The organism is Pseudoalteromonas sp. MMG006 (assembly GCF_018101025.1).
In the GTDB taxonomy this organism is placed as follows: domain Bacteria; phylum Pseudomonadota; class Gammaproteobacteria; order Enterobacterales; family Alteromonadaceae; genus Pseudoalteromonas.
Window position 1 is genome coordinate 1 of the sequence record NZ_JAGJEJ010000009.1, and the last position, 21,329, is coordinate 21,329.

13 protein-coding genes are annotated in these 21,329 nt (G+C 40.3%); 8 read left to right on the forward strand and 5 right to left on the reverse strand.

What is annotated here, in order from left to right; all coding sequences use genetic code 11:
• The coding region (locus tag J8L73_RS10375; protein ID WP_211016810.1) for a retention module-containing protein at positions 1 to 5,445 on the reverse strand (5,445 nt) is incomplete at its 3' end.
• Between the two features lie 239 nt (positions 5,446 to 5,684).
• Between J8L73_RS10375 and J8L73_RS10380 the strand changes: the two genes are divergently transcribed.
• The 4 genes from J8L73_RS10380 to J8L73_RS10395 all read left to right on the forward strand — a co-directional run bounded on the left by J8L73_RS10380 (position 5,685) and on the right by J8L73_RS10395 (position 11,973).
• Complete coding sequence (locus J8L73_RS10380) at positions 5,685 to 7,664, forward strand: TolC family outer membrane protein (RefSeq protein WP_211016812.1); 1,980 nt, start codon at positions 5,685 to 5,687, stop codon at positions 7,662 to 7,664.
• Between the two features lie 140 nt (positions 7,665 to 7,804).
• Positions 7,805 to 9,943, forward strand: a complete 2,139-nt coding sequence (locus J8L73_RS10385; protein ID WP_211016813.1) for a type I secretion system permease/ATPase — start codon at positions 7,805 to 7,807, stop codon at positions 9,941 to 9,943.
• Positions 9,940 to 11,361, forward strand: a complete 1,422-nt coding sequence (locus J8L73_RS10390; protein ID WP_211000795.1) for an HlyD family type I secretion periplasmic adaptor subunit — start codon at positions 9,940 to 9,942, stop codon at positions 11,359 to 11,361. The genes J8L73_RS10385 and J8L73_RS10390 overlap by 4 nt, the downstream gene beginning before the upstream one ends.
• A gap of 24 nt (positions 11,362 to 11,385) precedes the next feature.
• Complete coding sequence (locus tag J8L73_RS10395) at positions 11,386 to 11,973, forward strand: response regulator transcription factor (protein ID WP_211016815.1); 588 nt, start codon at positions 11,386 to 11,388, stop codon at positions 11,971 to 11,973.
• 2 nt (positions 11,974 to 11,975) lie between these two features.
• On the opposite strand, the gene J8L73_RS10400 is transcribed toward J8L73_RS10395, so the two are convergent.
• From J8L73_RS10400 to J8L73_RS10410, 3 genes are all read right to left on the reverse strand, one after another.
• Positions 11,976 to 13,937 (reverse strand): LapD/MoxY N-terminal periplasmic domain-containing protein, encoded by a 1,962-nt coding sequence (locus tag J8L73_RS10400; protein ID WP_211016818.1) that lies wholly within the window; start codon positions 13,935 to 13,937, stop codon positions 11,976 to 11,978.
• Positions 13,937 to 14,587 (reverse strand): transglutaminase-like cysteine peptidase, encoded by a 651-nt coding sequence (locus J8L73_RS10405; RefSeq protein WP_247659627.1) that lies wholly within the window; start codon positions 14,585 to 14,587, stop codon positions 13,937 to 13,939. The genes J8L73_RS10400 and J8L73_RS10405 overlap by 1 nt, the downstream gene beginning before the upstream one ends.
• A gap of 196 nt (positions 14,588 to 14,783) precedes the next feature.
• Positions 14,784 to 15,242: an LPP20 family lipoprotein gene (locus J8L73_RS10410; protein WP_211016822.1), complete on the reverse strand. Its 459-nt coding sequence runs from the start codon at positions 15,240 to 15,242 to the stop codon at positions 14,784 to 14,786.
• 144 nt (positions 15,243 to 15,386) lie between these two features.
• Between J8L73_RS10410 and J8L73_RS10415 the strand changes: the two genes are divergently transcribed.
• On the forward strand, positions 15,387 to 16,580 hold the full coding sequence (locus J8L73_RS10415) for a flagellar assembly protein T N-terminal domain-containing protein (protein WP_211016824.1): 1,194 nt from the start codon (positions 15,387 to 15,389) through the stop codon (positions 16,578 to 16,580).
• Positions 16,581 to 16,585: 5 nt separating this feature from the next.
• Here J8L73_RS10415 and J8L73_RS10420 read toward each other — a convergent pair whose 3' ends face one another.
• Positions 16,586 to 17,488, reverse strand: a complete 903-nt coding sequence (locus tag J8L73_RS10420) for a LysR substrate-binding domain-containing protein (protein WP_211016826.1) — start codon at positions 17,486 to 17,488, stop codon at positions 16,586 to 16,588.
• A gap of 109 nt (positions 17,489 to 17,597) precedes the next feature.
• On the opposite strand from J8L73_RS10420, the gene J8L73_RS10425 reads away from it, so the two are divergent.
• The 3 genes from J8L73_RS10425 to J8L73_RS10435 all read left to right on the forward strand — a co-directional run bounded on the left by J8L73_RS10425 (position 17,598) and on the right by J8L73_RS10435 (position 21,104).
• The gene (locus J8L73_RS10425; protein ID WP_211016828.1) at positions 17,598 to 18,326 is read left to right on the forward strand and encodes a glutathione peroxidase; all 729 of its coding nucleotides are present in this window, start codon (positions 17,598 to 17,600) and stop codon (positions 18,324 to 18,326) included.
• 81 nt (positions 18,327 to 18,407) lie between these two features.
• Complete coding sequence (locus J8L73_RS10430; protein WP_211016830.1) at positions 18,408 to 19,856, forward strand: dihydrolipoyl dehydrogenase; 1,449 nt, start codon at positions 18,408 to 18,410, stop codon at positions 19,854 to 19,856.
• Positions 19,857 to 20,171: 315 nt separating this feature from the next.
• The gene (locus J8L73_RS10435; RefSeq protein ID WP_211016832.1) at positions 20,172 to 21,104 is read left to right on the forward strand and encodes an exopolyphosphatase; all 933 of its coding nucleotides are present in this window, start codon (positions 20,172 to 20,174) and stop codon (positions 21,102 to 21,104) included.
• The last annotated feature ends 225 nt before the right edge of the window (positions 21,105 to 21,329 follow it).

Below are 21,329 nucleotides of genomic sequence, written 5' to 3' on the forward strand. Positions count from 1 at the left end.
AAGTGTGACTGTGCCACCAACTTCGTTACTGGTGCCTTGTAATGTCGGTGTTAGGTCGTTTACATCGCCTACATTTTGTATCGTAAGTGTTGGCGCTTGCGTGTCTAATGTAATTGTATCTATAACTGTTGTTATATTACCGGCTTCATCAGACACACTTACTTCTATGGTGTTATCACCTTCATTTAAGTCTGTTTGCGGCGTTACTTCCCAGTTACCACTTGCATCTACTGTGGTGGTAAGTGTTTGTTCAACTCCATTTTCATCTGTAATAACAACCGTGATACTGGTACCAACTTCTGCATCACTAGTACCTGAAATGGTAGGCGTTGAGTCGTTGGTTACAGTATCAAAGTCAACGGTTAAGCTAGGCCCTGATGTATCTATGTTACCGGTAGCCATAGTTGAAGCGCTATTTCCTGCAGCATCAGACACTTCAGCTTCTACAGAGTAATCTCCCGAGGCCAGCTCTTGAGAAAGCTCAACACTCCAATTACCATCGGCATCTGTTGTTGCACTAAATGAACGCACGACGCCTTGGGAGTCAGTAACCGTTAAGGTTATAACTGTGCCTGAAACTACGCCTGTCGTGTTACCAGAAATAATAGGTGTTGTATCATTACTTGTCCCTAGTTCATTTACTTGTATGGTTGGAGGTGTAATATCAATTACAGCATCAAGCTCTGCATCAGCAATTCCACCACCTAGGTCTGTTACTGTTGCACTAATTGAAATGGTGCCCTCAGCCAAATCGGCAGGTGGAGTCACACTCCAGAGTCCGTTTTCATCAACAGTTGTAGTTAAAGTGATGATTGCCCCCGCAGAGTCAGTGAGCTGAACTTCAACTGACGAACCTGCTTGAGCATTAAAGGTTTCACCGCTGATTTGTGGTGTTTGATCGTTGGTTTCGCCAATAACATTTATGGTAATAGTCAATGCGCTTGTATCAATTGTACCTGAGGCATTTGCTGTACCTTCATTACCAGCGCTATCACTAATACTTGCATTTACAGAGTAGCTCCCTTCAGCCAGAGCCGCAGGTACTTCTACTGTCCAACTCCCATCTGCAATAACTTGCGTTGTAATTGTTTGTAAAACCCCATCTGCATCAGTAACAGTTAAAGTAACTGTTGACCCTGCAGGCTCACCGCTAACCGTACCTGAAATGACCGGTGTTGTATCACTCGTATCACCTAGCGCGTTAATAGTCACTATTGGCGCTGTGGTATCCACTTCGCCGGTTGTGGTTGCTGTGGTTTCATTACCTGCGCTGTCGGTAACCGATACCTCAACCGTAAATTCACCTTCACTTAGTTCATTAGGCACATCAACCGAAAAAGTACCATCTGCTTGTACTTCAGTGGTAATGGTTTGTGGATTACCCGCTTCATCCGTTACCGTAATAGTAACAACGGTGCCCTCTGGCTCACCCGTCGCAGTGCCTGAAATAGTTGGCGTAGTGTCGTTAGTATCGCCCACAGGATCAATGTTCACTTCTGGCGCAGCCGTATCCACTTCACCCGTGGTCGTTGAAGTCGTTTCATTGCCCGCAGTATCAGTAACGGATACTTCAACAGTAAATTCACCTTCACTTAACTCATTTGGTACGTCTACACTGAAGGAGCCATCGGCTTGCACTTCAGTGGTAATGGTTTGTGGGTTACCCGCTTCATCAGTGACTGTAATAGTAACAACGGTACCTTCTGGCTCACCCGTTGCACTGCCTGAAATTGTGGGCGTGGTATCGTTAGTATCACCTACAGGGTCGATTATTACTGATGGCGCAGCCGTATCCACTTCGCCGGTTGTGGTTGCAGTGGATTTATTGCCTGAAGTATCGGTAACCGATACTTCAACGGTGAATTCACCTTCACTTAATTCACTGGGCACATCAACCGAAAAAGTGCCATCGGCTTGCACTTCAGTGGTAATAGTTTGTGGGTTACCTGCTTCATCAGTCACTGTAATCGTAACTAATGTACCTTCTGGCTCACCCGTTGCTGTGCCTGAAATTGTAGGCGTAGCATCATTAGTATTTCCTACAGGGTCAACAGTAACTGTTGGCGCAGCAGTATCAATAATGCCTGTAGTTGAAGCCGATGCTTCATTGCCTGCTGAATCTGTTGCTGTAGCAGTAATAGTAAACTCACCTTCAGCAATGTCATCTGTGGCACCTACTTGCCAAGAGCCATCCAGTGCAACAACAGCAGTTAAAGTTTGTGAATCGCCGTTTGAATCTGTAACGAGTACTGTAATCAGACTTCCCGGTTCTACATCGTTGGTTGTACCGCTAAAGCTAGGTGTAGTGTCGTTAGAGTCTGTGAAAGCATCCACACTAATCGTTGGAGCAGTAAGGTCAATGTTCCCTGTTTGAGAATCTTGTGCTGTGTTCCCTGCACTATCAGTTATATTGGCAACAACACTAAATTCACCTTCGGCTAGCGCTTGTGGCACATCAACACTCCATGTGCCATCGCCATTTATTGCCGTTACAAATTGCTGTTCAGCACCTGTACTGTCTGTAACAATAACTGTTACTACACTACCAGCTGGCAACCCTTGAGTTGAGCCTGTAATCGCAGGCGTTGTATCGTTGTTATCACCTAAAGTATCTATGGTAACGCTAGGCGGTATTAAATCGATGGTACCCGTAACAGTTGCAGTACTACTATTTCCAGCCTCATCACTCACACTTGCTGTTACCGTAAAGTCACCTTCGCTAAGCTCATTAAGTATATTGGCGCTGTAGCTTCCATCAGCATTAGTGACTGCGGTAAGTGTTTGTTCATTGCCATTACTATCTGTTACTACAAGTGTTATTTCTGTGCCTTGTGGTACATCAACAACACTTCCCGTCACGCTCGGTGTAGTGTCGTTTGTATCATCAATTGGATTAATAGTAATCGTAGGATCAGTTAAATCAATTTCACCAATTTCACTTGCAGACGCTGTATTACCTGCGGCATCAGTAACTGTTGCGACAACACTAAACTCACCTTCTACCAGCTCATTAGTCGCTTCGATCGACCAACTACCGTCTGCATTTGTAGTTACTTGCACCGTTTCTGTTGCACCATCGCTACCTGTAAAGGTAACGGTAACAACCGTCCCCGCATCAACATCTTGAGTGGAGCCGCTAACTGTAGGCGTAGTGTCGTTAGTATCTATTATAAAGTTTATACTTACAGTTAAATCTACATTGCCTACCGTGCTTGCTTGCGCCTCATTGCCAGAGTCATCTACCACTGCTGCAACTACTGTAAAATCACCTTCAGGTAAAGGCTGAGTTACTTGCGCACTCCAAGATCCATCCTCTTGGGTCACCGCTAAAATAGTAGAGGTACTGCCATCACTTGCGGTAATAGTGAGCGTTATTGTAGTACCTGCAGGTACATTTGCGGTGTTACCACTTAAAAATGGTGTGGTGTCGTTTGTATCAGCAATCGAGTTTATTTGGATTGAAATAGGGGCAAAGGTTACCTCACCACTTGTTTGCGCCGATGCTTCATTACCTGCAGGGTCACTAACTGTGGCAGTAACGTTAAAATCACCACCAGAAATTGCGCTTGATGATTCAACACTCCAAGTACCATCTGCTTCAAGTGTTGTGGTCAACGTTTGTAAATTCCCATTACTGTCGGTCACTAAAACAGTAATCTCTGAGCCCTCCGGCGCACCATCAACACGCCCAACAAATGTGGGTGTTGTATCATTAGTATCGGCAATTGCTGTGACTGAAATTTCAGGACTTGTTAAGTCAACTAAGCCTTGCTCGATAGCTTGTGCTTCGTTACCGGCATTATCTGTAACCGTTGCGTTAACATCGAACTCACCTTGGGCTAAAGGAGTCGATACGCTAACAGACCAGCTACCGTCTTCATTAGTTTGTGTTAAAAGCGTTTGAGCTTGGCCATTAATATCAGTAATAACAACCGTAATTACTGATCCCGCAGGCACATCTTGAGCAGAACCTGTAATTATAGGCGTTGTATCTTGTGTATCTGCAATGGTATTAATTTCAACAACAGGAAGTGTTAAATCTATAATGCCAGCATCACTTGCTACTGCCTGATTCCCTACGCTATCACTCACTTGTGCATCAACCGTAAAGTCGCCCTCAGGTAATGCTGCCCCCACATCAACAGACCAACTTCCGTCTTCATTGGTTAAGGCCGTTAAAAGTTGAACCTCTCCCGCACTATTCGTTACTGTTATTGTTACCTCTGTACCTTGTGGTACGCCGCTTGTAGTACCGGTTAAAGGAGGGGTTACATTATTTGTCTCCCCAGCTACCGTTACGTCAATTTCAGGAGCTGTTAAGTCAACACTTGCAAGAGCTTGATCTATCGCTTGGTTACCTGCGGCATCAACTGCAACAGCATCAACACTAAACTCGCCCTCGGCTAATGGCGATGTAGTGGTAATGCTCCAATTACCTTGCGCATCAACTTGTGTAACTACAGTTTGCTGTGTACCTGTGCTATCTATAAGCGTGACAGATACATTGTCACCAGTATTTAAACCAGCAACAGAGCCTGTTACCGTTACAGTTTGCGAAGCAGAATCAGCAACTGGGTCAATATTAATTACTGGTGCCGTAGTATCAACTTCAATAGAAATTGTATCGTTAAACGCATTACCATTAGGATCCGTTGCTTCAACTACAACACTAACGGGACCATCAGCTATTGGGTCTGGTAAGATGATTTCAAATGTACCATCAGGATTAATAACTGCAGAGACAACTTGCGAATTACCATCTACGTCAGTCACTGTTACATTGACTGTTTCACCAATTAGGTTTTCACTAGTACCAGTAATAGTAGGTTGAGATGAGTTAGTTATACCTAATTCATTTAGCGATATTGACGCGGTGTTATCATCTGGTACTACACCATCTGATGTATCACGTAAGTCAAATGCATCAGCATTGCTTTGATCAAGTGATGAATCAAACGCCACGCTGTTTGGATCAACACTCTCAGATATACGAGTAAGTTGTACAAACGAATTACCACCACCTGAACCTGCCGCACCACCGCCACCAGCGGCTGTTGCTTCTAAGTTATCTAAAATATCACCATCGCCCTCTAAGGCATCTAAAAAGTCGGTTACATCCGAATTAGCAGCGGTTGTAGTATTTTGTTCAGTACCTAAATCTAAGCTAGCTATGGCTTCATCTAAGCTTTCATCAAAAATAGTTGTCTCGCTTGAGTCCCTAGCTTCCTTTGCCAATAAATCTGGGGTTATTTTTACCTTTTGATTTGCAGGAATAGAGAGAGTTTCACCTTGTACATCAATTTGCAGTGAAGACTTAACAGCCGTTACCACTAAATCTCCAACATTAATGTAATCGCCAACATTTAAAGCTTTTATTGAGCCATCTTGTAAAACTACACCCGCAGAGCCTTGAATATCGGTAACTAATAATTGATTTGCTTCCATTTGGGTACCCTCAAACTTTTTAAATTTACCTTCTAATAACTTAAAGGTAGAACACAAAATCAATCTGGGTACTGGACTCAAGTACAGGTTTAAAAGAAAAATTTAAAAATAAAATAATCAACAAAAAATGGTAAAAAACTCATTTTATGCTACCCGGAAAGATTATTTGCAAAATTGATATTCCTTTACTAGATATTTAAGGGAGTATTTTCGGTAGTAATGGGATCTAAGGGGAAGTAATGATTACAAAAAACACTTTTAAGAAACGCAAAGGAACGATGTTAATCGCAATGGCGATTTCAACCGCTACTCTACCAAACATAGCTTATGCTAATAATGAATCAGCTATGCCCCTAACCTACGTATCTAGTAAAGCCATAGAGAATAATCCTGAAGTACAAGAAGCATGGCACGCATTTAAATCTTCTATTTATGGAGTTGATGCTGCACGTTCTGGCTATTTACCAAGTGTTGACGTATCTGCCAGCGCAGGATATGAAAGAAGAAATTATGGAGTAGAAGAAGAGTATAACCGTAACACTGCAGAAATAAGCGTTACTCAAATGCTGTACGATGGTTTTAGAACATCTAATACCGTTGATCGTTTTAAACGAATTCAGCTTATTCGCTATTTTGAACTTATAACACAAACAGAACAAACGGCACTTGAAGCGTCAATTGCACTACTTGACGTACAAAAATTTAAAGAGTTAGTACAACTTGCTGAAGCAAATCTGCAAGAGCATGAATCTGTATACCAACAAATCGAACAAAGCGTTAACGCAGGTGTTGCAAGAGCCGCAGATTTAGAGCAAATAAGTGGACGTTTGTCACTTGCGCAATCTAACGTACTCACTGAGTATGCAAATTTGCATGATGTAAGCGCTCGTTATTTACGAGTTGTTGGTGAACTTCCATTGCAAGAGATTAAGCAAGCAGACCTCAACGAAGATAATATTCCAATATCTGTCAATCAGGCGCTAAGCATAGCATATAAAAACAGCCCAACTTTTTATGCATCTTTGTATAATATAGAGGCGCAAAAAGCCAATGCTGAAGCACAAAAAGCAGCGTTTCATCCTAATGTAGATTTATCAGCTCGCTATGGCAGCCAAGATAGAGATGAATTAGGCCAAAACGAAACTCGAACTGAAGCTCGGGTAGGTATTGATATAAGTTACAATTTATACAACGGCGGGTTGGATAGCGCTAATCTTGAACAAGCCTACCAAGATGTAAATATAGCTAAATACCAACGAGATCAAGCGTGCGTAGATATCCGCCAAAGCTTACAAATTGCATATCATAATGTAACTATACTTGAGCAGAAACTACCCGCATTAGATCAGCACAGAGCCTCTTCAACCAAAGTAAAGATAGCTTACAAAGACCAGTTTGATATAGGTCAACGTACTCTACTAGACGTACTAGATGCAGAAAATGAATCGTTCCAGTCTACCCGTTCTTACATAGTTGCATTATATGACCGTCAATCGGCTATTTTAACGATGCTCAAAGAAATGGGGAAACTACTACCCGCACTTAATGTAATGTCAGATAAATACCCTTCTATAGAAGATTTAACCGACGATCCTATTGTTCACGATGCAAAAAATATTTGCCCTACTTACGATGTAGCCACAACATTTAGTCGCAAAGCTTTTTTAGAAAAAAAAGCCAAGCAAGATAATGCCTACATGAGCGTAACCGCTATGCCTCGTTATCTTGATATCCCACTAGAGACTAATACAACCTCAAGCAGCGAGTTCTTAGATGACGATGCAGATGGTGTACCAAATGAGCAAGATACCTGCCCAAGTACGCCAGCGGCAACGAATGTGGATTTGTCTGGATGTACTTTATACAGCGCCGAAACAGACTCTGTAGAAATAGGGATCCCTTTTTCAGCTGATTCTAGTGAAGTTCGTTCTGAGTATGTGCGTGAAGTCGAAAGGCTAGCTGATTTTTTGAAACAAAATCCAAATAAAATGGTGGAAATTCAAGGTCATGCTTCTTTAGATGGTGATAAAAAGTACAACAGAAAACTATCTGAACAACGTGCTTTTAGCGTTGCACAAATGCTAATTGAACAATTTGATATAGAGCCAAACCGCGTTAAGTCATTTGGCTACGGCACTGATAAACCTCGAGTAAACGAGATATCAGTAAGGGCAAATGCACAAAATAGACGTATAGAAGCCGTTATTACTGACAACTGACACCAACCAGTTTATATACAAAAGCAATTAGCGTTATGTAAATAACCTAAACTTAGTTTAAAAACTTGTTTAAAGATTTTTATGAAGTTTAAGTTAAGTTGTAACAACCGCTTGTAGTTCTTCATAACATTGGATGGTTTATGGAATTAAATGATGTACTTGATCATGGTGGAATATTAGTTGACTGCTTAGCAGTACTATGTCGCCACCACGGTAAAGATTTTTCAAGAGAAGCTCTATTAAATGGCTTACCACTAAATGATGGAAATCTCACGCCATCTGGATTTTCACGTGCGGCTAAACGTATTGGTTTTAAATCAAAGGTAGTTAATAAGCCGCTACAAAAAATAAATACAGCACTGTTACCCGCCATTTTAATATTAAAAGATAATCAAGCATGTATTGTTACTAAAATTGATTTTAGTAACAATCTTGTGAGTGTTATTTACCCAGAGTTAACCGAATCTGTTATTGAGCAAAGCATTGAGGAGCTGACACTAACAAGCGCTGATATGGTTATTTACGCTCAACCCGAATTTATTTTTGACGATCGTACCCCCGTACTCGAAAAGCTGTCTAAAGATGGATGGTTTTGGGGTGTAATTAAAGAGTGTCGCTCACTTTATAAAGATGTAATTATCTCAGCCATTGCGCTTGGTGTACTCTCAGTGGCAATGCCTTTATTTGTAATGAACGTGTATGACCGTGTAGTACCTAATCATGCCACTGAAACGCTATGGGTTCTTGCTATAGGTATTTTAATAGCCTTAACCGCCGACTTTGCGCTTAGATTAGTAAGAGGTTATTTTGTAGAGCTTGCGGCCAGCAGAATTGACGTAAAAGTATCTGCGGTGATCATGGAACGAGTTTTAGGTATGAAGCTTGAAAATCGCCCGTCATCAGCAGGATCTTTTGCTAGCAACATTCAATCCTTTGAAGCGGTAAGAAACTTTTTTAGCTCAATAACGCTCGTCGCATTAGTTGACCTCCCTTTTGTTATTTTATACTTAGTTGTTATAGCAATTATTGGCGTCCCTCTTAGCCTTCCTATCATTGCAGGCGCACTAATATTATTAATGTATGCCATAGCGGCGCACCGCAAACTTGAAGCGCTTTCAGAGCAAACAATGAAGGCAAGTTCAATGCGAAACGCTGTCTTAGTAGAGAGCCTAACAAACATAGAAGATGTAAAAAGCTTTCACTCTGAATGTAAAACACAATCCACGTGGGAAAAATCAACCATATACATTGCCCAAGTAAATGCACAAAGCCGCTTAGTCTCAAGTTCAATATCTAATACTGCATCGTGGATACAACAATGTGTGGGTGTGATCATCATGATAATTGGTGTTCATTTAGTTATTGAAGGTGAGCTTACTCAAGGTGGCTTAATAGCGGCCTATTTACTTTCATCTCGAGCTATGGGTCCTATTGGGCAGTCTGCTGCAGTTTTAGCTCAGTACCACCATGCAGCTATTGCTATGCAATCTCTTAACGAAATAATGGAAAAAGAGGTAGAGCGCCCTGCTGGTAAACACTGGTTGAGCCACCCTATTTTAAAAGGCGATATAGAATTTAAAGATGTCTGCTTTAAGTACTCTGATGAATCACATAATGCACTCAACGGGGTTAGCTTTAAAATAAAAGCGGGTGAAAAGGTCGCTATCTTAGGTAGAAATGGCTCAGGTAAAAGCACCTTAGAAAAACTTATTTTAGGGCTCTACGATCCAAATTCAGGCAGCATTTTAGTGGACAATAACGATATTCACCAAATAGACCCTGCCGAACTTCGCCACAATATAGGGTATGTGCCGCAAACTATTGCATTATTTTTTGGCACCTTAAAAGACAATCTAACCGTAAGCGCATGGCATGCCAAAGATGAGCAAATTATAGAAGCGTGTGAACGAAGCGAGCTATTCGATTTAATAAATTCACACCCTGACGGCTTTGATTTACAAGTAGGCGAGCTTGGCAGGCAACTTTCGGGCGGCCAACGCCAAGCCGTTGGTATGGCAAGAGCATTAATTAACGACCCGCCGATTTTGCTATTAGATGAGCCAACGTCATCACTTGATCACAACAGCGAAAACAAGATTATTAATAACTTAAAAAAATGCTCTGAAGATAAAACCTTAATTGTAGTGACACATCGCTCATCATTACTTGAATTAGTAGACCGTATTATTGTACTAGACAATGGCAAAGTCGTTGCCGACGGCCCTAAGCAAAAAGTAATTGCTGCTTTAAATAATAAAACAGTGGAGCAAGCATCATGAGTAATGACAAAAAGCCTCTAGAGCAACGCTCCTTCGAATCTGTAAGTAGGGCTATTGAATCCAGAAAAAAAGGCAAGCCATCAGTTTTCAATAAATTATTTAGTGGATGGCTCTCGCCACCAAACACGCAAGACTGGGTAGTTGATGCCCAATGGGAAAAAATGCAGCAAGAGCCAGCTAGCGCAAGATTTTTACTTTATTTAATTTGCGTAGCTTTTATAAGCCTTATTGTGTGGGCTGGATTTGCTAATTTAGACGAAGTTGCTCGTGGTGAAGGGCGAGTTATTCCTTCTAATAAATTACAGCTAATTCAATCTTACGATGGCGGCATGGTAGAAAAAATAAATGTACGTGAAGGTCAAATAGTCAGTGAAGGTGACGTACTGATTAAAATCGATCCGACTCGTTTTATTTCTAGCTTTAGAGAAAATCAATCAAAGGTGCAGTCTCTTACAGCTAAAGTTGCACGCTTAAACGCACTAACTAAAAAAGAAGAACTTATTTTCCCTGAAGGTTTAGCTGAGGACGTACCAGAAGCCGTATTACATGAGCAATCTATATACCTAAGTAACCGACGAGAACTTGAGCAACAAGTAGCAATTCACAAGCGCCAACTTGAGCAACGTCGACAAGATCATATAGAAGCAAAAGCCGCATTGCAGCAACATACCAATGCATTAAGACTCACCAATAGAGAGCTTAAAGTAACGCGTCCATTACTTCGTACAGGTGCAGTATCTGATATAGATATTATTAGGTTAGAGCGAGAAATAGTTGATATTACTGGTGAAATAAACCGAACTAAAGCCGTTATTAATCGAAGTCTGTCGGCAATTAACGAAGCTAAAAATAAGGTTACCGAAGTTGAGCTTGCGATGATAAACCGCTGGAACAATGAGTTGTCTGAGGCACTTCTTCGCTTAGAGTCGATTAAAGAAACGGAATCTGGTCTTGCCGATAAAGTTACTCAAACTGAAATTCGCTCGCCAGTTAAAGGCACTGTACAACGTTTATTAGTCAATACAGTTGGCGGTATTTTACAACCTGGCAGTGACGTGATGGAAATAGTACCACTGGACGACCAATTAGTTGTAGAGGCAAAAATTCCGCCAAAAGACATCGCCTTTTTACGCCCTGGTCAGCCCGCAATGATTAAATTTAGCGCCTATGACTTTGCTGTTTATGGCGGCTTAGAAGCTGAAGTACTGCACATAAGTGCAGATACAATCACAGATGATAGAGAAAACACATTTTATTTAGTGCAGTTAAAAACCACCAAAAATAACTTTTCGAAAGAACTAACGATAATTCCTGGGATGACCACACAAGTTGACATTATTACCGGTAAAAAAACCGTGCTTGAGTACCTTTTAAAGCCAGTTCTTCGCGCAACATCGCAAGCAATGACAGAGCGTTAAAGCATTTATATAAATGGAGAAGTAATGCGTCAAAGTATTTTTATTACACAGCCTGAGTTTGAGTCAAAGCACTGGCATACAGCATTTGCGGATTGTGTAATATGCACTAAAGAGCCAAAAAGAGTAACCGCATCCAACGTTATTTGGATTTTAGCTGGTACACCTAACTGGCTTGAGCTTGTAAAAAAATATTCGCAGCAGCGTTTACTCGTTATAGTTATGACCAACGAACTTGAAATTAACGAACTCAGAGCGGCCTTAGAGGCAGGGGCAAGAGGTTATGTAGAGGCCTTAGCAACCAAAGTTATTATTGAACAAGTACTAGAGACTGCCTGCTCAGGAGGCATATGGCTACCTGGGCAGTTACTGTCAAACCTTGTAGGTGCTTTGTCACAAACGCAGTTTAACTACAAACACTCATGCAACCTTGAATTGCTCACAAAGCGAGAGCGCCAAGTAGTTGATATTGTTGTTACAGGCGCCACCAACAAACAAGCCGCAGAGTCATTAAATATTACCGAGCGAACGATTAAAGAGCATATGAGCTCTATATTCAATAAACTAAAAGTACGCGACCGAATTCAATTAATGTTAGTCGTTAAAGGAAGTTAACTTTACGACTCTTTAATAGTCCCATCAAAGCCAAGATTCACAAGTGTGTCTAAGTCATCTTGGCTGGTAACCCCCTGAGCAACCACCTTAATACCAATAGAATGCGCGAGTGTACATACCCCACGTAAAAAGGTCTGATTATCTTGGCTGTAACTAATGTTGTGGCCATACACACTATCAATTTTAATCATTTCTAAGCCAAACTCTTGTATTTTATTAATTTTAGTAAACTCAGGACCAACCCACTTTAAAGCAACTTTTGCCCCCATGCACCTAACTTGCTCACAAAAATCTTTAAATATTTCGATTTCGCTAACCGCAATACTTTCACGAATATCAAAACAAATTTTTGAGGCTAACTCAGGAAATGCAGATAAGTAAGTCAATATAGAAGCGATTGCCGTATCATCTAATAAAGTTTGCGCCGAGAGCTCTATCGAAATAAGCTCACTTGGCGGCTCAACATTGTATTCGTTTACTAGTTGTTTAATTAAGCCCCAATCTAGTCGCGCTAATAGTTTTAAACGGTTAGCCCATTGGTAATAATAGCTTGCACGATACAGCTGCCCGCCAAGCTCTAAACTCAACCCTAACTGATTTTGCATTAACTGCCCTGTAAAACTCATTACCGGGAAAGTGTTTATTTCGAGTGTTTGGTTATCTAAAGCAGACTCAATTGCACTTTGCCAACTTGTAGCGTCGTCAAATAACTCACTTTTTTGTTTACTGTCAGCCTCTTTAGCACGTACTGCAACTTGCTTCGTATTGCCTGATTTTAATAATTCATCAACGCGTTTTAATACATCAAACCTTGAGTCCTCTTTTAATATGTATGTACAGCTGTGAGGTATTGCTAAGTTGACGCTTTTATACTCTTCAATAAAAGCTTGATGCAAAGTTTTAACTCTTTCACTTAGTAGTTCTATATCGTCTGTATCACTAAATAAAACGGTAAAGTCACTATGGGAGATGCGCGCAATGTAATTTTCAGAAAAATGCTCTTGGTTTAACTCTAAAAACTCAATTAACATATCCGAAAAACGGCGTAAAAAATTAACCATTTCGACCCGGCCAATTTGCTCACTTATTTGATCTAAGTTTACAATTCTAAATAAAAACAAAGCCCCATGCGCATGATCTTTCGACTTTTGTAAATGCGCTTCAAGTGTGGCGCCAAAATATTCACGGTTGGCCAAACCGGTTAATTCGTCATGCTGCGACTTAAACCTTAGCTCCTCTAACCGCTTACTATCCTCTTTTATAATACGGCTAAAACGTGTGGATAACTGGTTCATTGATTGTACTAATCGAGCAAATTCAAATGTGCGCGGCACCTTTGATTTAATAAAGCGCTTTTCTCCAAATGCATTTGCCTGATAAACCACATCATCCAACGGCTTTAAAATCCTGCTTAAAAAGTAAGCACTCACTATACAAGCAAAAAAAGCGACTATTAAAAAGCTAAAAAACAGCTTGAGTGCACTTTCCCACAGGGCTTGCTCTGCGTATTGGCTATGGCTTTCTATAAATAACGTACCAAACTGTTGCCATCCATTATTTACTTGCCCTACCCCTGGCTGCACATTTAACCCATATATTGCTTTAAACCAGTTTGGCACAGACGCTTCCAGCTCATCAGCAAAGGTGCGTTTAATTATTACCTCGCCATGAGGGTCTTGAAGCTCAATACGTTTATAGTGCCCGGTATCAAACGTGGCAGATACCAATAACTCAAGCTCAACCGGATCTTTATCTAATTGGCTAATCATCAATGCAAGTGAGCTTGCGTTATCTACATTTTTTAAATACAACTGAGTAGAAAAGTAACTTTTGGCCGAATTGGTGCTAATTAAAACACTGCTAACAAACCCAACAAAAATAACAATCAGCAATGCAATCCAAAGCTCTTGCCGAAGCGTTATTTTGCGCTTTTTAAAATAGTTAGATAAGGAAAATGATGCCATTACCACAAAACTCCTTCATTGGTTGTCTGCTCCAAAATTTTACGCCAGCGAGAAAGCCTTGCTGTTGGGCTCGCAACACTTTTGGTTGAATTATTAGCCCATAAACCTTGGCTGTTAAAGCTAAAAACAGGGCTTAAATCTACACGTTTTGCAGCAGGTAAAACCTTTGTAATTAAACTGTCTAAAATAAGTGGCTGAGCGTTAGGTGTAGCAAAATAGCCAAGTACCATGTGTGCTTGTGTTTTATTGGAGCCCGCTAGCTTTGCTTTTACGTAAATAAGCCTCAACTTATCGTCGCTTACACCTAATGCTCTTAGACTAATGTATTTTGCAATTGCGTAATCTTCGCAATCCCCTAAGCCGCGTCCTAGTGTTTCAAGCGGTGTGGCCCAATAGTCATTTTGTTTCCAAAGTAAAATATCGGTTTGATAACGCAAGTTGCGGGCAAAAAAATTGTTTACTATCAGTATTTGTTGTTGTTCTGGTTTATTTTGTGTTTGCACCAACATGCTTTGCCAGCTTCGGGCAACAGCTACTCGTGCTGGGCCATATTTTTTCCCCATAAGCTCAATAAACGTATTAAATTGAATGTTTAATCGGCTTGCAAACACACCGCTTGAAAGTAAAAAAAACAGCAGTAAGTAGCGCAAATTATTTTTGCACCAAAGAAGTAGTTTACCGTTGCAGAAGAAAGGCCTAAGAGTCATTCACAGGCCAAAGGATAAAAAATTAGAAACATACACTAAGCGCTACACTACTTGTTTAAATATTATTCGTAACAACAGCATAGCACTCAATATAAGAGGATGAGATATTTTGTAGGAGTTTTTTAATAGCAGTCGTGATTTAGTAGTAAGTTACTTTTTTAACTTCACGGGGTTTTACCTCGCCAATATATAAATCGTGTACACGCTTCATATTTAGCTCAAGCTCTGTAATGTAGGTATCATCTACAGCATAAGTTTTAATTACTTGTGCGCCTTTAATAATTCCTTGTACTTGGCTTTGTAAATAATCATCTTGTGCAATTGAGCCTTCCACTGTGGTACCAGCGGTAATTTTTTGCCCGTATACTTGCTCAGTAAGCTCTCGGTACGCTTCTAGCTTTGATGCTTTAATAGCCATTAGCTGTTTTTGCGATAAATTAGCGCCGCTTTGTAAACTAATAGGTGCATAGCCCACAGCTTTTAAAACCGGGTAGTTATTTGGCTCTACGTACTTATACTCAACATGTTTATCAAAAATACTGCTACAGCCACTTAAGCTTAAACACCCAAGTGTAATTAATAATGAAATTGCTCGCATAGCACATGACCCTTAAAAACTAGTTACAGCAACTTATGCACGTTTAATGCCATTTATAAGTTAAACAATGAATGCGCTAAAATAACATTGGTACAGTCCTTGCTATAGTGTCATCATTAACAAAAGTATAATTGGAGTAAGAGTATGAAGTCGTTTTTATCATTGGCATTTGCAGGCTTAAGTGCAACTGCTTTATTAACGTTTTCGGCTTTTACTCAAGCGCAGTGGTACGAATCTACCGGCCATGCACAAATACAAAACGGCGATATAGCAGCAGCTAAATCAGCCGCTATTAAAGATGCTATAACACAAGCTCTTGTGTTTTCAGGTGCTCGTGTAAGCTCAGTGCAAACCTTGGTAGATGGCGTTTTAATGCAAGACCAGCTAAAAATTAGCAGCCATGGGGAAATTCAAAAAATAGAGTTAGTAAGCGAAGACCGTCACAGTAGTAAATTTGCAATTACCCTACGTTTAGATATTTTTGCTCAAGCTGAGCAATGCCCACAAAATAGCTTTAATAAATTTATAGCGGTCACTCAAAGCCGTCTTGTACATCGTGAGCATGCCATGATGGGTCAAATATTTGACGTAAATAAAGCAATTAGCAAAAACATATTTACCGCACTGCAAAAATCAAAAATGAGTGCTATTCCTGTCGCTTATTACAATAACGCGATTAGTGTAGATAAATACTTTTCACAGCAACATGACTACTCAAACGCTCAACTAGAAGAAATCGCCTCCCGAAGTAACGCTCAATACGTATTACTTAGCCAAATAACTGATTTATCAACCAGTGACAAACTAAATAACGATTACGCATTTTGGCAAGACGAAACATACCAGCGGGGCTACAACATAGAATTTGTATTATTTGATGGCACCACATATGAGCAACTTTGGCAAAATAGCTACCACACTAAAGCAATTTGGCCCTTTGAAAAAACCACGATTGTAGATGTGAATTCTGATAGGTTCTGGCAATCACCTTATGGGAAAAGCATAACCGAACTCAATCAGTCAGTCAGTTACGATATTCAAGCAGCTATGGCGTGTTTACCTACTCAGGGCAAAATTATGCACATGGAAAATAGCAAAATAGTGGTTAACCTAGGAAAAGCACACGGGCTCAAAAAAGGCCAGATGCTAAGTATTGCGCACCATAACTACTTAACAGATGCTCAAGGTAATACCATGCCCCACACTATTACTACACTTAACACTATTCGTGTAGAGCAGCTTTACCAGCAAAGCGCGATTGCAATGAGCATCGATGAAAAACCACTACCTGGTGTACAAATTAATGATGTTGTAGAGATAATCAGCCAAGAGCTTTAAATAACTTAATTAAGCTTTTTACTCAATTTAGCTTTTAAATTTGGGTGCTTAGTTAACCACTCACCTAATTGCTCAACACCCGACAAGTGTGGGTAATGCTTTCTACATGCAAACACTACATTGCGTTGCTGATTAGGAAATATAGGCAAATAATCAATACCTATGCGCTGTGTACATGCAAGTTTAGGTACAAATGTAATACCATCATCCATAGCCACCAGCGCTAATAAAGTTTCAAGGCTATTGCCCTGATATTGATTAGATACATCAACCCCAGCTGAAAAACAAAACTTTTGGGCTTGATCTTTAAAGCAATGGCCATCACTTAACATTAGTAGGCTGTAATTTTGTAGATCACTTAGAGCCACTTTTTTATGTTTAGATAACGCATTATCGTGAGAAACAGCAACTAAAAAGTCTTCCTTATACAAATTAATCGTATGGTAATTTTTAAGTTCCGGTACGTCGGCCAGTATTGCAAAGTCGAGTTCGCCGTTATCAAGTGCTTCTAAAATTGTTGCCGTTTGCATTTCAGTAAACGCAAATTGGCTGTCTTTAAAGGCTTCCTTCATTGAAGTAAGTAAAGCTGGCAGCAGATATGGGGCAATGGTCGGAATAATACCGATAGTAATTTTGCCCTGTAGCGGCTCGTTAGAGGTTGCAGCAAGCTCTTTTAGGATTTGTGTTTGCTCTAAAATAGTTTCTATTTGTGTCAACAAACGTTCACCTTTGGCTGTTAACGTTACTTGCTTTGTTGAACGGTCAAACAATACCACACCTAGCTCCTGCTCAAGTTTTTTAACTTGTCCGCTTAATGTAGGTTGGCTTACAAAACACGCATCTGCCGCTTTGCGAAAATGCTTGTAGTGCGCTATTGCTTTAACGTATTCAAAATCTTTTAAGTTCATATTCATCTACACCTGATAGGTTATGCCTATTAGTTTAATACAAACAAACGATTGGAACTATATTTATTTATTCGCCATAATGGCTCCAACAAATCAAGAGGAACAAACTATGTTAAAGAATATTGAAGGCCAAACAATCCCAAACGTTACATTTGCAACTCGTCAAAACGACGAATGGAAATCGGTAACTACAGATAAAATTTTTAAAGGTAAAACAGTTGTCGTATTTTCACTACCAGGTGCATTTACACCAACATGTTCATCAACACATTTACCGCGCTACAACGAGTTAGCTGGCGTACTTAAGCAAAACGGCGTTGACGAAATTGTATGTTTATCAGTTAACGATACCTTTGTAATGAATGCATGGGCTGAGCATCAAGAAGCGCAAAACATTACATTATTACCAGATGGCAACGGCGAATTTACTGACGGCATGGGCATGTTAGTAGACAAAAACGACTTAGGCTTTGGTAAGCGTAGCTGGAGATACTCTATGCTGGTTAAAGATGGCGTGATTGACAAAATGTTCATCGAACCAGATTTACCAGGTGACCCGTTTGAAGTATCTGATGCAGACACAATGCTTGATTACATCAATCCTAAACAAGCAAAACCGGAGCCTGTGACAGTATTTACTAAACCTGGTTGCCCATTCTGTAAAAAAGCAAAAGAGCTTCTTACTGAAAAAGGCTACGCATTTGAAGAAGTTGTAATGGGTGCAGGCGCAACATTAACTAGCCTTAAAGCAATCACTGGCCGTGATACTGTTCCACAAATATTTATTGGTGGTCAACACATTGGCGGCTCAGACGATTTAGAAAAATTCTTTGCTTAATTAATAAGTAAATAAAAAAACCTAATAGAAGTAGGTAAAAATAGGGGCATACACGCCCCTATTTATTAGAGGAAAAACGCTATGAAAGAATTGCAAACCGATGTTGTTGTTATAGGTGCTGGTACTGCAGGTTTAAGTGCATACCGTAACGCTAAACAGTTCACACAAAACGTATTAATGATTGAATCAGGCCCATATGGCACAACATGCGCACGTGTTGGTTGTATGCCAAGTAAATTATTAATTGCCGCAGCTGAAGCCGCTCATTCAATTGAAATGGCACCAGCATTTGGTGTGCATAGCTCAAAACCTAAAATTGATGGCAAAGCAGTAATGGCGCGTGTTAAAAGTGAACGAGATCGCTTTGCAGGATTTGTAGTAGAAGCCGTAGATGAACTACCAGATGTTGATAAAATTCGTGGTTACGCACAATTTTTAGACGCCAACCGCGTACAAATAGACGACGATACAATTATTACAGCTAAACGCTTTGTAATTGCCACAGGCTCTCGCCCTTCATACCCTGGCGTATTTAATAACTTTGGCGACAAACTTATTATTAACGACGATGTATTTGACTGGGACGACCTACCAGAATCAGTCGCAGTATTTGGCCCAGGCGTAATAGGCCTTGAAATTGGCCAAGCGCTTAGCCGACTAGGCGTAAACGTAAAACTATTTGGTGTAGGCGGCGCAATTGGCCCACTTACAGATCCCGTAGTAAGAGACTACGCAAATACTGTTTTTGCAGAAGAATTTTTTGTAGATACCGATTCAAACGTATCTAACATGATGCAAGTGGGTGATAAAGCCCAACTAACTTACACTGACAAACAAGGTGCTAAGCATACAGAACAATTTGACTACGTACTTGCAGCCACAGGTCGAGTACCCAACGTAGATAAATTAGGCCTAGAAAACACAGGTATAGAACTTGATGAGCGCGGTGTGCCGCACGCTGATCCGCATACAATGCAATGTGGTGAGTCAAATATATTTATAGCGGGCGATGCCAGCAACATGATCCCATTGCTACATGAAGCATCTGATCAAGGCACAATTGCTGGTCAAAATGCTGGGCGCTTCCCTGATGTACGTATCGGGCTTCGCAGAGCTAAAATTGCAGCTGTATTTAGCGACCCACAAATAGCAATGGTTGGTGAAAGCTACAAGCAAATTACAGAACGACTAGGTGAGTGTGGTTGCTTTGAAGTAGGCGAAGTAAGCTTTGAAAACCAAGGTCGCAGCCGAGTAATGCTAAAAAATAAAGGCCATATGCGCGTTTATGCAGAGCAAGGCACAGGCTTATTTTTAGGTGCAGAATTTATTGGCCCACAAGCCGAACATATAGCCCACTTACTGGCATGGGCTGTGCAAAATAAAATGACCGTACCAGAAATGCTAGATATGCCATTTTACCATCCAGTAATTGAAGAAGGCTTACGTACCGCACTGCGTGATTTAAACGCCAAACTAAAATTTGGCCCAGATATTATTAACAGCTGTATGGAATGTGGCCCAGGCGCTTAACGTTTATATGGCACAAAAACAAATACATACTTGCTAACAAAAAGCCAAAACATCTGTTTTGGCTTTTTTATGTGTTTTTTTAAGCTAATACCAATTGTGTTAAATTATGCGTTATTTATAGCGACAGACAAATAGAGTGAAAACAAGGCATAACTTCGGTATGCACTTGTTTTAATTAATAAATCAACAACACCGCAAGCACATTATTTACCACGCTAGAATGAATAAATGTTTAATTCGATTGGTATAATCTCTCAAAAAAAATTTTAGCTGTTACACTCAATTGATAACTCAATTAAAAAAGATGGAATAGCTATGCCCAATAATAAATTTAGACTAGTCACCCGCAGCGATTTTGACGGCTTAGTGTGCGCCATACTGTTAAAAGACTTAGACCTAATTGACGACATCTTATTTGTGCACCCAAAAGATATGCAAGATAGAAAAATAGACATAACAGCAAACGACATCACCACTAACCTGCCCTACGTTGCAGGTTGCCATATTGCATTTGACCACCACTTAAGCGAAACAGTACGTAACGCAAGCGACATAAAAAACCACGTAATTGACCCAGAAGCCCCCTCTGCTGCGCGCGTAGTTTACGATTATTACGGCGGTGCAGAAAAATTCCCAAATATTAGCGTTGATATGATGGACGCAGTAGATAAAGGCGATGCCGCACAGTTTTCAAAAGACGAAATACTCAACCCAACCGATTGGGTATTAATGAACTTTATAATGGATGCACGTACAGGCCTTGGCCGCTTTCGCGAATTTAAAATTTCAAACTACCAATTAATGATGAAACTCATTGATGCGTGTAAAGATCAGAGCATCGAAGAAATCCTACTAATGGAAGACGTAGCCGAACGTGTTGCGCTGTATAACGAGCACAACGAAAAAGCAAAAGCACAAATAACACAATGTGCAATGGTACATAAAAACCTAGTGGTACTGGATTTAACACAAGAAGAAACCATATACGCCACCAACCGCTTTGTAATTTACGCTATGTACCCCGACTGCAATATATCAATACACAAAATGTGGGGCCTTAAAAAACAAAACGTAGTATTTGCCATTGGTAAATCAATCACCAACCGCAGCTCAAATACCAATGTAGGCGAACTATGCCTTAAGTATGGCGGTGGCGGTCATTTAAATGCAGGTACTTGCCAAGTAGAGACTAGTAAAGCCGAAGCAGTACTAAGTGAGTTGATTGATACAATTACGAGTGATGGCTAATTACTAGCTATATGCTATCAAAATTAAAAAGCGAGTAGATTTATATTTACGCGCTTTTTAACTTTAGTTATAAATTTTTAGCTATAAAAAATTACTGCTTCCTTAACGCTTTTACTCAATAATTATTGGTATCTTAAGCTTTTTATGGGTGTCTTTGAGCGATAAACGGACGGTCGTCATTAAATCCCTCAGAATAAGAGGAATCTCTCCTCTTTTTACATGTTT

Coding starts and splice junctions, on each gene's coding strand:
- J8L73_RS10415 (WP_211016824.1), top strand. CDS start 15,387: ATGAAGTCGTTTTTATCATTGGCATTTGCAGGCTTAAGTGCAACTGCT.
- J8L73_RS10425 (WP_211016828.1), top strand. CDS start 17,598: ATGTTAAAGAATATTGAAGGCCAAACAATCCCAAACGTTACATTTGCA.
- J8L73_RS10430 (WP_211016830.1), top strand. CDS start 18,408: ATGAAAGAATTGCAAACCGATGTTGTTGTTATAGGTGCTGGTACTGCA.
- J8L73_RS10435 (WP_211016832.1), top strand. CDS start 20,172: ATGCCCAATAATAAATTTAGACTAGTCACCCGCAGCGATTTTGACGGC.
- J8L73_RS10400 (WP_211016818.1), bottom strand. CDS start 13,937: ATGGCATCATTTTCCTTATCTAACTATTTTAAAAAGCGCAAAATAACG.
- J8L73_RS10410 (WP_211016822.1), bottom strand. CDS start 15,242: ATGCGAGCAATTTCATTATTAATTACACTTGGGTGTTTAAGCTTAAGT.
- J8L73_RS10385 (WP_211016813.1), top strand. CDS start 7,805: ATGGAATTAAATGATGTACTTGATCATGGTGGAATATTAGTTGACTGC.
- J8L73_RS10395 (WP_211016815.1), top strand. CDS start 11,386: ATGCGTCAAAGTATTTTTATTACACAGCCTGAGTTTGAGTCAAAGCAC.
- J8L73_RS10390 (WP_211000795.1), top strand. CDS start 9,940: ATGAGTAATGACAAAAAGCCTCTAGAGCAACGCTCCTTCGAATCTGTA.
- J8L73_RS10380 (WP_211016812.1), top strand. CDS start 5,685: ATGATTACAAAAAACACTTTTAAGAAACGCAAAGGAACGATGTTAATC.
- J8L73_RS10420 (WP_211016826.1), bottom strand. CDS start 17,488: ATGAACTTAAAAGATTTTGAATACGTTAAAGCAATAGCGCACTACAAG.